Source organism: Mesorhizobium sp. RCAM 05104 (genome assembly GCF_059683645.1).
Genome location: NZ_CM185033.1, coordinates 1,668,475 through 1,681,016 on the forward strand (window position 1 = coordinate 1,668,475; position 12,542 = coordinate 1,681,016).

At 62.6% G+C, this 12,542-nt stretch carries 10 protein-coding genes; 8 read left to right on the forward strand and 2 right to left on the reverse strand.

Going from position 1 to position 12,542, the window contains the following annotated elements; translation table 11 throughout:
- Positions 1-103: 103 nt before the first annotated feature.
- Complete coding sequence (adhP, locus tag AC56QP_RS08520) at positions 104-1,168, reverse strand: alcohol dehydrogenase AdhP (protein ID WP_489863650.1); 1,065 nt, start codon at positions 1,166-1,168, stop codon at positions 104-106.
- A 440-nt stretch (positions 1,169-1,608) separates the two neighbouring features.
- On the opposite strand from adhP, the gene AC56QP_RS08525 reads away from it, so the two are divergent.
- The 3 genes from AC56QP_RS08525 to AC56QP_RS08535 are packed head-to-tail and all read left to right on the forward strand — an operon-like array spanning position 1,609 to position 4,817.
- A complete protein-coding gene (locus tag AC56QP_RS08525) occupies positions 1,609-2,892 on the forward strand; it encodes an efflux RND transporter periplasmic adaptor subunit (RefSeq protein ID WP_489860109.1) in 1,284 nt (427 codons plus the stop codon).
- A 3-nt stretch (positions 2,893-2,895) separates the two neighbouring features.
- Positions 2,896-3,606, forward strand: a complete 711-nt coding sequence (locus tag AC56QP_RS08530) for an ABC transporter ATP-binding protein (protein ID WP_489860108.1) — start codon at positions 2,896-2,898, stop codon at positions 3,604-3,606.
- Positions 3,606-4,817 (forward strand): ABC transporter permease, encoded by a 1,212-nt coding sequence (locus AC56QP_RS08535; RefSeq protein ID WP_489860107.1) that lies wholly within the window; start codon positions 3,606-3,608, stop codon positions 4,815-4,817. Before AC56QP_RS08530 ends, AC56QP_RS08535 begins: the two co-directional genes overlap by 1 nt.
- A gap of 96 nt (positions 4,818-4,913) precedes the next feature.
- Here AC56QP_RS08535 and tssH read toward each other — a convergent pair whose 3' ends face one another.
- Positions 4,914-7,730 (reverse strand): type VI secretion system ATPase TssH, encoded by a 2,817-nt coding sequence (gene tssH / locus AC56QP_RS08540; protein WP_489860106.1) that lies wholly within the window; start codon positions 7,728-7,730, stop codon positions 4,914-4,916.
- Between the two features lie 339 nt (positions 7,731-8,069).
- On the opposite strand from tssH, the gene tssA reads away from it, so the two are divergent.
- From tssA to tssE, 5 genes are read left to right on the forward strand one after another with little or no spacing between them, the layout of a single operon-like run.
- Complete coding sequence (tssA, locus tag AC56QP_RS08545; protein WP_489860105.1) at positions 8,070-9,242, forward strand: type VI secretion system protein TssA; 1,173 nt, start codon at positions 8,070-8,072, stop codon at positions 9,240-9,242.
- Positions 9,243-9,248: 6 nt separating this feature from the next.
- Positions 9,249-9,782, forward strand: coding sequence for a type VI secretion system contractile sheath small subunit (tssB, locus tag AC56QP_RS08550; protein ID WP_256750102.1), 534 nt, complete (start codon positions 9,249-9,251; stop codon positions 9,780-9,782).
- A gap of 3 nt (positions 9,783-9,785) precedes the next feature.
- Positions 9,786-11,291, forward strand: coding sequence for a type VI secretion system contractile sheath large subunit (gene tssC, locus AC56QP_RS08555; protein ID WP_489860104.1), 1,506 nt, complete (start codon positions 9,786-9,788; stop codon positions 11,289-11,291).
- A 46-nt stretch (positions 11,292-11,337) separates the two neighbouring features.
- Positions 11,338-11,799, forward strand: coding sequence for an Hcp family type VI secretion system effector (locus AC56QP_RS08560; protein WP_489860103.1), 462 nt, complete (start codon positions 11,338-11,340; stop codon positions 11,797-11,799).
- On the forward strand, positions 11,786-12,541 hold the full coding sequence (gene tssE / locus AC56QP_RS08565) for a type VI secretion system baseplate subunit TssE (RefSeq protein ID WP_269904036.1): 756 nt from the start codon (positions 11,786-11,788) through the stop codon (positions 12,539-12,541). The genes AC56QP_RS08560 and tssE overlap by 14 nt, the downstream gene beginning before the upstream one ends.
- The last annotated feature ends 1 nt before the right edge of the window (position 12,542 follow it).

Sequence of the window (12,542 nt, forward strand, 5' to 3'; positions counted from 1 at the left end):
ACCGTTTCACTCTCGACCGGATTGAAGCACTTCCACCCGTCAGATACGGCACCGGACGAAAGCCAAGCTCATAAGGGCGGCGTCCTCTGACGCCGCCCTGTCGTCAGGCGGGAACGGCCGCGCGCTCAGATACCGGCTTGCGAACGGGCTCGGAGAAATCAAGCACCATCCGTCCCTGAATCCTGCCGGCCTTGAGGTTTGCAAATATCGTGTTGATGTCCTCGAGGCGTCCCTTGGTGATTTCGGCCTTTACCTTGCCGTCAGCGGCAAAGGCGATGGCCTCGTCGAGATCGCGCCTGGTTCCGACGATCGAGCCGCGCACCGTGATGCGCTTCAGCACGACGTCGAAGATCGGTGTCGGAAATTCCCCCGGCGGCAGGCCAACCAGACTGATCGTCCCCTTGCGGCGAACCATATGCAGCGCCTGGCTGAAAGCCGGTGTCGAAACCGCGGTCACGAGAATGCCATGAGCACCACCGCCGGTCCCCTTGATAACCTCGGCCACCACATCGGGTGAGCGCGCGTCGAATGCGAGATCGGCTCCGGCGGCTTTGGCCAGAGCGAGCTTTTCGGGTGCAACGTCCAGGGCCACAACCTTCAGTCCCATCGCCTTGGCATACTGGATCGCCACGTGGCCGAGACCACCGACGCCGGATATAGCCACCCACTCGCCGGGCCGGGCCTCGGTTTCCTTCAGACCCTTGTATGTGGTCACGCCGGCGCAAAGGATCGGCGCCATCTGCGCGAAATCGACGCCGGCAGGCAGGCGCGCGGCAAAAGGTGCCGATGCAATGACATATTCAGCGAAGCCGCCGTCGCAGCTGTAACCGGTGTCATGCTGGTGCTCGCAAAGCGTCTCCCAGCCGGTCTCGCAGTATTCGCAGCGCATGCAGGCATCGTGCAGCCAAGCGACGCCGACCGGATCGCCCTCCTTGAAGTCGGTCACGCCGGGGCCGAGCGCCGCGACCACGCCGGCAACCTCATGCCCGGGAATGAACGGCGGCACGGGCTTCACCGGCCAGTCTCCATCGGCGGCATGCAAATCGGTATGGCAAACGCCGCACGCAATCACCTTGACTAGGATTTCCCCCGGGCCTGGAATGGGAACCGGCACCTGTTCGATCGATAGTGGCCTGCCGAATTCATGGACCACGGCGGCCTTCATCATCTTCACCACAGCGCATTCTCCTTGTTTCTCGACTGCGTTTCTTGCTGCCCTGGCGAACAATGGGCCGTGCCACGTCCTCTTTCCTTGACCTAGCGCAATGAGGAAATCTTTCGCCGTTGACCGGGATCAATGTCCGGTCAGCCGAAAGGCGAAAGAGTTGCCCAAGCAGTCGAGGAAAAGAACGTTTCACGTCTCAGCATGGGATCGGTCAACCATGAACAGGCAATGGCACGCAGCGAACGCAATGCCCGCGAACGCGACCATGGACGATCGGATCGCGTGGCACCTGGAACACGCCGTCCATTGCGGATGCCGGGATATCCCCAAGGGCATCCAAAATGAGCTGGAACGGCGCGGAATAGTCGTGAAGGCGCAATCTCCTCACAGCTTTGTCCAGAACGGCCGGCGTCAAGCCGAGCCGGCGGAAAGGACTGGAATCCATGCTCGCACCAAATCCTGAAGCAACAAATCCCGAGATGGAAGATATCCTGAAAATCGGCGCCGGTTCGGGCTGGTGGCCGCGCAAGCGTGCATCCTTGTTGTGGCTGGCACTGGTTGTCCTTGTCCTGGCAACCGGAGGCTGGTGGTGGTCCGCGCACCAGGCTGTGTCTTCGCTCCAGTACCAGACCGTGGCGGCCAAGCGCGGTGGCCTTACCGTATCGGTTTCGGCGACCGGTACGGTTGATCCGATCACGCAGGTCCAGGTCGGAAGCGAATTGTCCGGCAGGGTGAAATCGGTCCTGGTCGACTACAACGCCAAGGTGACCGCCGGACAGGTCCTCGCCGAGATCGACACCGACAAGCTGATTGCCGAAACCAATCATACGCGCGCGCAACTCGACGCAATGAAGGCCGACGTCGTGCAGAAACAGGCCGCCTTTGCGCAGACCGAAAGCGACCTCGCGCGCCTGCGTCCTCTCGTGCTTCACGACTTTGCGTCCAGGCAGGATCTGGAAGCGGCAGAGTCGGCACGCGACCAGGCCGAAGCTGTCCTCAACAGCGCCAAGGCGCAGGTAAAGGTCTCCGAAGCCGACCTTGCCGCCAATCAGACTGATCTCGACAAGGCAGTGATCCGCTCACCGATCGACGGCATCGTTCTCGATAGAAATGTCGATCCGGGCCAAACGGTCGCCGCCTCGCTTCAGGCTCCGGTTCTGTTCACAATCGCGGGCGATCTTAGCCAGATGCAACTGCTTGTCGACGTCGACGAAGCCGACGCCGGGAGCGTCAAGGAAGGACAGGACGCAACCTTCACCGTGGAAGCCTTTCCCGATCGCCACTTCGCCGCGAAGGTCGTCCAGCTTCGCTACGCGCCCGTGACCGTCAGCGGCGTCGTCACCTACAAATCGGTGCTGTCGGTCGACAACGCATCGCTGGCCTTGCGGCCGGGCATGACTGTCGCCGCCGAGATCGTCACCCAGAAGGTCGACGATGCCCTGCTGATACCGAATGCGGCATTGCGCTACGCGCCGCCCAAGGCCGCCGACGCCAGCGACAACCGCAACTGGCTTGTCAAGCTGATGCCCAGGCCGCCCACGCAGGCACAGACGGAACTGAGCGACAACCTTCCGCCAGGCCAGAAGCGCATCTGGGTTCTCAAGGACAACGCCGCCTCACCTCTCCTGATAACGCCCGGCGCCACCGACGGGAATTGGACGCAGCTGCTCGAGGGTGACCTGCAAGACGGCAACCTGCTGATCGTCGATTCAACCGGATCGGATTGAGACATGCCGTCCACCGGTCCCGTCCTTATAAGGCTGCAGGATCTCGCCCGGTCCTACGGGCAAGGCAGCGCGACGGTGAATGCGCTGCGCGGGGTCTCTCTCGATATCGCCGAGGGCGAATTTGTTGCCATCATGGGCCCTAGCGGCTCGGGCAAATCGACCTGCATGAACATCATGGGCTGCCTCGACACTCCGACGGGCGGCCATTTCTATTTCCGTGGCCTCGATGTCGGCGCGCTTTCAAACGACCAGCGTGCCTTGCTGAGGCGGCACTATATCGGCTTCGTCTTCCAGGGCTTCAACCTGCTGCCGCGCACCTCCGCGATCGAGAATGTCGAACTGCCGCTTATCTACCGCCAGATGGGCGCCCGCGAGCGGCGTACACTTGCGCTCAACGCCATGCGGCAGGTCGGCCTTGCCGGGTGGGAGAACCATGCGCCGAACGAACTCTCGGGCGGGCAGCAGCAACGTGTCGCCATCGCCCGCGCCATCGTGACCGCTCCCGCCCTTCTGCTCGCCGACGAGCCCACGGGCAATCTCGATACGGCGCGCAGCCTCGAGATCATGAACCTGCTGATCCACCTCAACCGGAGCCAGGGCATAACCATAGTCATGGTGACCCATGAGCCGGACATGGCCGCCTTCGCGCAGCGGATCGTTCGCTTCAAGGATGGAGAGATCGAAACCGACCAATTGAACAGCAAGGCCGCCTGATGTTCCTTGAAACCATCCTGCTGGCCTTTCGCGCCATCCGCCGCAATGCCCTGAGGTCCACGCTGACCGCGCTCGGCATCATCATCGGCGTGGCGGCCGTGACGGCGTTGGTGACCATCGGCAACGGAACCACGCAAAGCGTCGTCTCCGGCGTTTCGCGCCTGGGCAGCAACCTTCTTTCGGTCAGGCCGGGCGAACCGGGCGGCGCTCCCGGCAGCGCGCGCTCGACGGCCAGGCCGTTCGACGCCGCCGATGCCGCGGCGATCGCGGATCAGATCGGCGGGGTGAAGGCCGTTGCACCGATCGCTTCGGCGAAAGTCACGTCCGTGGTCGGAAACGAGAACTGGGAAACTTCGGTCGCAGGAACGCTGAATACCTATTTCGAAGCAGGGCAATGGACAATTGCTTCGGGCCGCCTGTTCACGGACGGCGAATTGCGCGCCGGCAATCCTGTCTGTGTCATCGGCGAGACTGTCCGCCAGCATCTGTTCGGCAAGTCCGACCCGATCGGACAGGCTCTTCGCCTGCAAAGAATCCCCTGCACGGTCATTGGCCTTCTTGCTTCCAAGGGTGCTGGCGCGTTCGGCATGGACCAGGACGACATCGTCATCATTCCTCTGCGCGCCTTCCAGCGGCGGATTGCCGGCAACATCGACGTCGATTTCATCAACGTCGCGGCGCGTGCCGACACGGCGACGGCCAAGGTGAAGCGCGACATCGAGAACCTGCTGCGGGAACGGCGCAGGATCGGGACCGGCCAGCGGGATGATTTTTCCGTCTTCGACATGACCGAGATCAGCAGCACGCTGTCCAACATCACCACCGTGCTGACCGGGCTGTTGAGCGCCGTCGCCGCCGTAAGCCTGTTGGTCGGGGGCATCGGGATCATGAACATCATGCTGGTATCGGTGACCGAACGCACGCGGGAGATCGGCATCCGGCTCGCCATCGGAGCGCTGCGCCGCCAGGTTCTGGCGCAGTTCCTGGTCGAGGCGGTGGTGCTATCGCTTTTCGGCGGTTTGATCGGCGTCGCCATCGGCCTGAGCGTTGCGGCCGCCATGGCCGGCTGGCTGAACGTCCCTTTCGTCTTCGAACCGACGGTCGTGGTGGGATCGTTCCTTTTCTCCGGCCTGGTCGGCGTGCTGTTCGGCTACTTCCCGGCGCGCCGCGCCGCCAATCTAAATCCGATCGATGCGCTACGCCATGAATAGCCCCCAGACCCGCGACGCAAAGGGCAAGGTGACGTGGCAGCGGCTCGGCAACGGTCGGTTTGGATCGTCTGACGCTTCATCAACATTCGCCAGAAGCTACTCGAAGGAATAGGTGAAGCCCTCCTTGGAGGCGCCGACGGTCACCTTCGTCATCTTTTCGCCCCCGAGCGACCGGTTCAGCACGCCGCGACTCAATTCCGGCAGAAGCGTGTTGGTCAGGATGGCATCGATCATCCGCCCGCCGGATTCGATCTCGGTGCAGCGGGCCTTGACCAGATCCATGACACCGTCGCCGATTACCAATTCCGCGTCGTTGGTTGCACGCAGGCGGCGAGCGATCTTGGCAAACTGGTGACGGGTGATGGCTTCGATCATCGAATCCGAGAGCGGGTAATAAGGGATGGTCACCACCCGGCCGAGGAAGGCCGCCGGGAAGACCTTCAGCAGCGGGCTGCGCAACGACGTATCCAGATCGTCGAGCCCTGCCCGTAGCGTGCCATTCCTGGTCCGGTCCATGATGACTTCGGAGCCGACATTCGACGTGAGCAGGATCAGCGTGTTCTTGAAGTCGATCCGTCGGCCCTCGCTGTCATCCATCATCCCCTTGTCGAAGACCTGGAAGAAGATTTCGTGCACGTCCGGATGCGCCTTCTCGACCTCATCGAGCAGGATCACCGAATAGGGCTTGCGGCGAACCGCCTCGGTCAGGATGCCGCCCTTGCCATAGCCGACATATCCGGGCGGCGCCCCCTTCAAGGTGGAGACCGTATGGGCCTCCTGGAACTCGGACATGTTGATCGAGATGAGGTTCTGTTCGCCGCCATAGAGCGTTTCGGCCAGCGCCAAGGCCGTCTCGGTCTTGCCGACACCGGAGGGGCCGCAGAGCAGGAACACGCCCACCGGCTTTTCCGGCGCGCCGAGCCCGGCGCGGCTGGTCTGCACACGCTTGGCGATCATCTCCATGGCATGATCCTGGCCGACCACGCGTTCGGACAGGGTCGCGGCGAGCCGCAGCGCCTTTTCGGTCTGGCTCGACAGCATCCGTCCCGTCGGTATTCCCGTCCAGTCCTGAACGACCGCCGCCACGGCGTTGCGGTCGACCGACGGCAGGATCAGCGGCGTTTCGCCTTGCGCCTGGGCCAGTTCGGCCATCAGTTCGCGCAGCCGGGCAAGATCGGCCGCCGGATCGGATGGAGGGGCGGCGGCAGCGGCCGGTGCCTCCCCGTCGGTCCCGGCGGTTTTGGTTGTGGCCTTCTTGGTCTTGGGCGTTTCGGTCTTAGTCTTAAGTGTTTCAGTCTTGGGCAGTTGGGTCTCAACCGCGTCCGCGCCTGCTGTCTCGGTGTTGGCCTCCGGCGTCTCCACCGCATCGAGCGGCACACCTTCGCCGCGCAGCCTGGCACGCAATTCGAGTATCTCGGCAACCAGCGCCTTTTCCCGATCCCAACGTTGCTGCGCGGCGGCCAGCGTGAGCTCGCTTTCGGCAAGCCCGGTCTCGACCCGTGCCTGCCGCTCAGCCACCTCGATGCCGATCGCGGCCTCGCGGCCGATGATGCCGCGCTCGACCTCCAGCGCCTGGCGGCGGCGCATGATATCCTCGACCTCGGCAGGCGTTGCGTGCTGCGATATGGCAACACGGGCGCAAGCGGTGTCGAGAAGGCTCACCGCCTTGTCCGGCAGTTGCCGCGCCGGGATGTAGCGGTGCGACAGGCCGACCGCCGCCTCGATCGCCTCATCGAGTATCTGCACCTTGTGGTGCTGCTCGAGAACGCCGGCCACGCCGCGCAACATGAGAACGGCCACCGCCTCCGACGGCTCGTCGATCTTTACCACCTGGAAACGGCGGGTCAGCGCCGGGTCTTTCTCGATGTGCTGCTTGTATTCGGCCCAGGTCGTTGCGGCGATGGTGCGAAGTTCACCGCGCGCCAGTGCCGGCTTCAGGAGATTGGCCGCGTCGCCGGTTCCAGCAGCGCCGCCCGCGCCGATCAAGGTGTGGGCCTCATCAATGAACAGGATGACGGGCGTTTCGGAAGACTGCACCTCGTCGATGACAGCCTTCAGCCGTTTCTCGAACTCACCCTTCACGCTTGCCCCCGCCTGCATCAATCCGACGTCGAGCATGCGCACGCTGACGCCTTGCAGCGTAGGCGGCACATCGCCCTGGGCGATACGCAAGGCAAAGCCCTCGACGACCGCGGTCTTGCCGACCCCGGCCTCGCCGGTCAGGATCGGGTTGTTTTGCCGCCGCCGCATCAGGATATCGACGATCTGCCTGATCTCCGGATCGCGGCCGACGACCGGATCGATCTTGCCGTCGCGGGCACGCTGGGTCAGGTCGGTCGCGTATTTCGCCAGTGCAGAATCCCCACCCGGAGACCGCCGCGGCGTCTCCGCGGCGGGCTCGGCAGTCGAGGCGCCGGCTTCGAGCGAACCTTCCATGACATCGGCGAACCGCGCGATAACCGCGTCGGCGTCGATCTTGTCAAACTCGCCGCTGATCTTCGACAGCAGGCCTTCCAGCACCGGCGTCTTCAGGCAAGCGAGAAGAATATGCGCGCTGCGAACTTCCTCCACGCCGAATTCCAGCGTTGCCAGGTTCCAGGCTTCCTGGATGGCGTGAAAGATGTGGTCGGAGAATTCCTCGATCGACGTGGCGCCGTAAGGCAGCTTGTCGACGGCGCGGGTCATATCGGCCGTGAGCCGGCTCGCATCCACCCCCGCGTCGGCGATTATCATCTGCACATCCGAGCGGTCGGAAAGCACCAGTTGCTCGATGAAGTGGACGAGTTCGACGTAAGGGTTGCCGCGCAGCTTGGCGGTGTCGGCCGCGGCCTTGAAGGCGCGCACCCCGACAGGATTGAGCTTGCCGACCAGTTCCTTGCGTTTGAAGGTCTGCGATGACCGGCGCTGTTCCATCGAACGTGCTCCTGCGATCTGCCAGTCGATAACCTGCCACATAAGCCGTCACTTGACAAAGCGGGCGATGGACCTGGTCTCGATGCCCGGCTCGGCCGGCTCTTTCCATTTGTGGAAAGTCCCGCACCGCCGGCTGCAAATAACCACGGAATAGCACGCCTCCATGCGATGCATTTCACATACAGGGTTCGGCAATCTCGCCAAGGGTTTCGGCACCGAGGCCGCGGTCTGGTCAGCTTTCGTTAATTTTTTGAGCAGCGGTTGAATTGTGGTAAAGTGCAACGCTGTGATAACGTTGGGTCACATACGGTTTCAGGGCCGGTTGCTTGGGGGGTCGGTGTGATCGATGTCGCACTATGGCTTAGTCCGCTCGACGGTGAAAATCCGTCGGGAGAGGATTTGCGCAACGATCCGGCTTTTCACGAGTTGGAGCGCCTGACGGAACCTCAGGTCAAGGTCGTCCATGACGGCCGCAACAAGCCCACCTCGCAAAGCACCATTCCGGTCGACTGGCCCGCGGTTCTCGCAAAGGCGGAGGAATTGCGCGCGCATGGCCGGGACCTGCGCCTGCTCGTCGTCGTGACGCGCGCGCTGGCCAACGAAGAACGACTGGCCGGGCTCGCGCAAGGTCTGACCCTCATTGCGCAGACCTTCGATCAGCATTGGGAAACCATGCATCCGGCACTGCGGCCCAGCGTTTCGCCACGCGATGCCGCCTTGCGCCGTATCAACGCGCTGCTCGACCTCCAGAACGGTCAGGACGGGCTGTTGGCGAACCTGCGGCAAATGACGTTCTTTGCGCCACGCTCGATCGGGCCAATCACGGGACGCGATCTGGAACAAGGCGCGCTCGACGACCGTGTCATGCTCCAGGAAGCAGCCTCGGGGTTGAATGCGGCGGAAAAGGCCGCACTGGTCAGCGCGCACGGACAATTGTTGAACCGGGTGCGTGCCGGATGCGCGGCACAGATAGATCAAGCCGACGCCGAGATGGTCTCGCTCGTGGCCGACGCCCGGGCAGCGATCGCGGCCCTTGATGCGGTTGAGGCCGCCCTCAACGCCCGTCTCGAGGGCGGCGGTGCTCCCGTTCCGGAATTAAAGCGGTTTCTGCAGCGTTTGCTGACGACCCTCGAACGGAATTCGACCGTCGACGCCGTGCCGAATGGCGCGGTCAAGCCGCCCTCGCCGGCAGAACAGACAATGCCTGCTCGAAACGGTCATGGAGCCGATACTATGGCAAGTATGGCAAGCTACGCGGACTCGAGCACGGGGCTTCCTGACCGGATTTCCTCGCGCGACGACGTGGTGAAATGCCTCGACCTCGTCGTCGCCTTCTATGACCGCACCGAACCGTCGAGCCCGATTCCGCATCTGGCGCGGCGCGTGCGCCGGATGGTGCATATGGATTTCGTTGAACTGATGGAAGATCTCGCCCCGTCGGGGCTGAAGGAATTCCGGCTGCTTGCCGGCGTTCCCGATGCCAAGAAGACGGCTCAGAAGGATGAAAGGTAACAGCACATGCCAGCCGAAAGCAAAGCGAAGGTCATCGAACGAAATCGCGCGCCGCGGGTGCAGATCGCCTACGACGTGGAAACCTACGGCAGCCCGACGACCATCGAACTGCCGTTCGTCATGGGCGTGATGGCCGACCTTTCCGGTGCTTCGCAAACCAAGGAAGCATCAAAGTCGGTGCTGGACCGCTCCTTCGTCGAGACCGACGCGAACCGCTTCCCCAAGTTCATGGAGGCGCTCGGGCCCCGCGTCAAAGCCCGGGTGAAGAACACACTGCCGCAGGCCGAAGGCCAGGAGCGCGACGAGGAACTGGCGCTCGATCTCACCTTCACCAAAATGGGTGATTTCGCCCCGGACAAGATCGCCGAGCAAGTTCCGCAACTGGCCGAGATCCTCAAGATGCGTCGCCAGCTCGAGGAATTGCTCGGCTTCATGGACGGCCGTGTCGACGCCGAAAAACGCATCGCGCAACTTCTGAACAACGAGCCGCTTCTTAGCAAGATCGCCAGCCAGGCAATGTCCGACGACGACAAGGAGTAAACCATGGCCGAACAGCAAAAGACCGCCGCCGTCGCCGCCGAGGCCGAAGCCATAGACCTCGGCGAATTCAGCGGACTCCTCGAGAAGGATTTCAAGGTCAAGAAGGACGACAGCGAGAAGCTGCAGCAACTCGTGCGCAATCTCGCGCTCGCGGCACAATCCCGTTCCGATACCACGACCATCTCGTCCAATGCGATCAAGTCGATCAAGTCGCTTATCGCCGGCATCGACAAGATGCTGACGACACAGGTCAACGAGATCCTGCACGCGCCGGAAGTGCGCGAAATGGAAGGCACATGGCGCGGCCTCTGGTATCTCGTCAACAACACCGAGACGGATCAGAAGCTTAAGATCCGGGTGATGAACATTTCCAAGGAGCAGCTGGCCGACACGCTCGAAGACTATGAAGGCCAGATGTGGGATCAGAGCCCGATCTTCAAGAAGGTTTATACGGACGAGTATTCGATGCTTGGCGGCGAGCCGATCGGCTGCGTGATTGGCGCCTACGAATTCTCCAACCACCCGCGCGACGTCGGTCTGCTGCGCAATATCTCCGGCATCTGTGCTTCGGCGCACACGCCGTTCATCGCAGCCGCCTCGCCGCGCCTGTTCCGCATGGACAGCTGGCAGGAATTGCCGAACCCGCAGGACCTGCAGCAGATCGTCTCCAACCCGGCCTATGCCTCGTGGCAGTCGCTGCGCGAGAGCGAGGACGCTCGCTACATCGGCCTGACCATGCCCCGCGTTCTGGCGCGACTGCCATATGGCACCGATACCGTTCCGGTGAAGGGCTTCACCTTCGAGGAAGAGGTGCAGGGCGATCACAACAAATATGTCTGGATGAACGCCGCCTTCCCGATGGGCGTGAACATAAACCGCAGCCACAAGCTGTATGGCTGGGGCACGCAGATCCGCGGCGTCGAGAATGGCGGCACGGTCCTCAACCTGCCGGTGCACAGCTTCCCGACCGATGACGGGTCGATAGCGATGAAATGTCCGACGGAAGTCGCCATCGACGATCGGCGCGAGGCGGAACTGGCCAAGCTCGGCCTGATGCCCATCCTGCATCGGAAGAATACCGATCTCGCGGCCTTCATCGGCGCACACTCACTGCAGGACGACGAGACACGGGCGGGACGGCTGGTCGACCCCGACGCGCAGTCCAATGAACGGCTGAGCGCCAACCTGCCCTATCTCTTCCCGGTCTCGCGCTTTGCGCACTACCTCAAGGCGATTGCACGCGACAAGGTCGGCTCGTTCAAGGAGCGCTCCGACATGCAGATCTGGTTGACCGAATGGATCAACCGCTACGTGCTGGCCAACCCGGCCTTTGCCGACGACAAGGCGCGCGCCAAGCGCCCGCTTGCCGCCGCCGAGGTCCAGGTGGACAGCGTGGAGGGGCGGCCCGGCTACTACAATGCCCGCTTCTATCTGCGCCCGCACTACCAGCTGGAGGGCATCAATGCCTCGCTCCGACTGGTGTCGGAACTGCCGTCCGTGAAGAGTTGATCGACAGCAACAACATCTTGGTTTTTGAAAGCGGTGGAGAAAGACAATGCCCACAACCATGAAGATTGATGGCTTTCTAAAAGTTCCGGATATCAAAGGCCCAAGCGTTCGAGACGGCCACGAGGATGAAATCGAAATCCATGGGGTCGACTACAAGATGGTCGCTCCATACGATCCAAATTCGCTCTCGCGCCGTGGCCGCGTTGCCCTGGGCATGATCAAGTTCACCAAGCACTATGACAAGTCCTCGCCCTATCTGAAAAAAGCCCTGTTCGAAAACAAGGCACTGGACGAAGTGGTGTTCTCGGCACGCCGGACCATCGATGGCGAGACCAAGGACTACCTGGTCGTCACCCTCACCGACGCCTCGATCATGGAATATGACATGTCGCAGGCCGAGGATGAGGAAGACCTGATCGAGGAAGAGGTCAGCTTCGCCTACAAGAAGATCAAGTTCGTCTACGACGACAATGACGAAATCGAAATGGATGTCTATGTCGGCAAGTGAGGGCCGGCGGCCCGGCGCGGACAAGCTGCAGGTTACCGGCGGTTCGCGAGCAAAACGCGAGGCGGTCCAACCCTCTCTCTGGGACCGCCTCGTAAATGACCTGCCGGGCATGGTCTCCGAGATAGACGGGCTGCGCCAGGCCTTGCAGGACGAACTCGGCGTGGACCGACTGGAGACCCTGGTCGCCGGCAGCGCTCGGCTCATCGATGCCGATGCGGAGCTGACGGCCGATCAGAAGCGGCGCCTGCACCGCCTGGCCTTTCAGACCCAACACCGCGCGGAGATGGAAAGCCGTGGCGTGGTCGTGTCGGCCCGTGTGCTCAGGGAGGCCGTGCGGCGCGACATCGAGGCTCTGTTCAACACCGAGCGTTTCGAGGCTGTTCCGCTTCTGTCCGATCTTGAAAGCGAGCAGGCGGCGGACAACCCGCCGTCGCTCGCCGATTTTCCGGAGGTGCGCCGAAGCGTGGTCAACTACGGCGTGCCTTCCTTCTCGGGACGTTCGTCCCGCGACTTTGATCGCGAAGCCCTGGCGCGCGAGATCAGGTCGGTGCTTGCCACGTTCGAGCCACGTCTCAAGGAAAGCGCAACGAAGGTCGCGGTGACGCTTGGCGACAAGAGCGTGGGGTTGAAGATCGAGATAGACGCGGTGCTGATCATGACACCGACGCCGGAACGCATGCGGCTGCGCACCACGATCAATCTCGATAACGGCCTGGCGCGGACCGAATTTAGGGAAGCCTGAG

Bases quoted from the DNA above. Each gene is read 5' to 3' on its own strand.
- AC56QP_RS08530 (WP_489860108.1), top strand. From the start codon at position 2,896: ATGCCGTCCACCGGTCCCGTCCTTATAAGGCTGCAGGATCTCGCCCGG.
- AC56QP_RS08560 (WP_489860103.1), top strand. From the start codon at position 11,338: ATGCCCACAACCATGAAGATTGATGGCTTTCTAAAAGTTCCGGATATC.
- tssC (WP_489860104.1), top strand. From the start codon at position 9,786: ATGGCCGAACAGCAAAAGACCGCCGCCGTCGCCGCCGAGGCCGAAGCC.
- AC56QP_RS08535 (WP_489860107.1), top strand. From the start codon at position 3,606: ATGTTCCTTGAAACCATCCTGCTGGCCTTTCGCGCCATCCGCCGCAAT.
- AC56QP_RS08525 (WP_489860109.1), top strand. From the start codon at position 1,609: ATGCTCGCACCAAATCCTGAAGCAACAAATCCCGAGATGGAAGATATC.
- tssE (WP_269904036.1), top strand. From the start codon at position 11,786: ATGTCGGCAAGTGAGGGCCGGCGGCCCGGCGCGGACAAGCTGCAGGTT.
- tssH (WP_489860106.1), bottom strand. From the start codon at position 7,730: ATGGAACAGCGCCGGTCATCGCAGACCTTCAAACGCAAGGAACTGGTC.
- adhP (WP_489863650.1), bottom strand. From the start codon at position 1,168: ATGATGAAGGCCGCCGTGGTCCATGAATTCGGCAGGCCACTATCGATC.
- tssB (WP_256750102.1), top strand. From the start codon at position 9,249: ATGCCAGCCGAAAGCAAAGCGAAGGTCATCGAACGAAATCGCGCGCCG.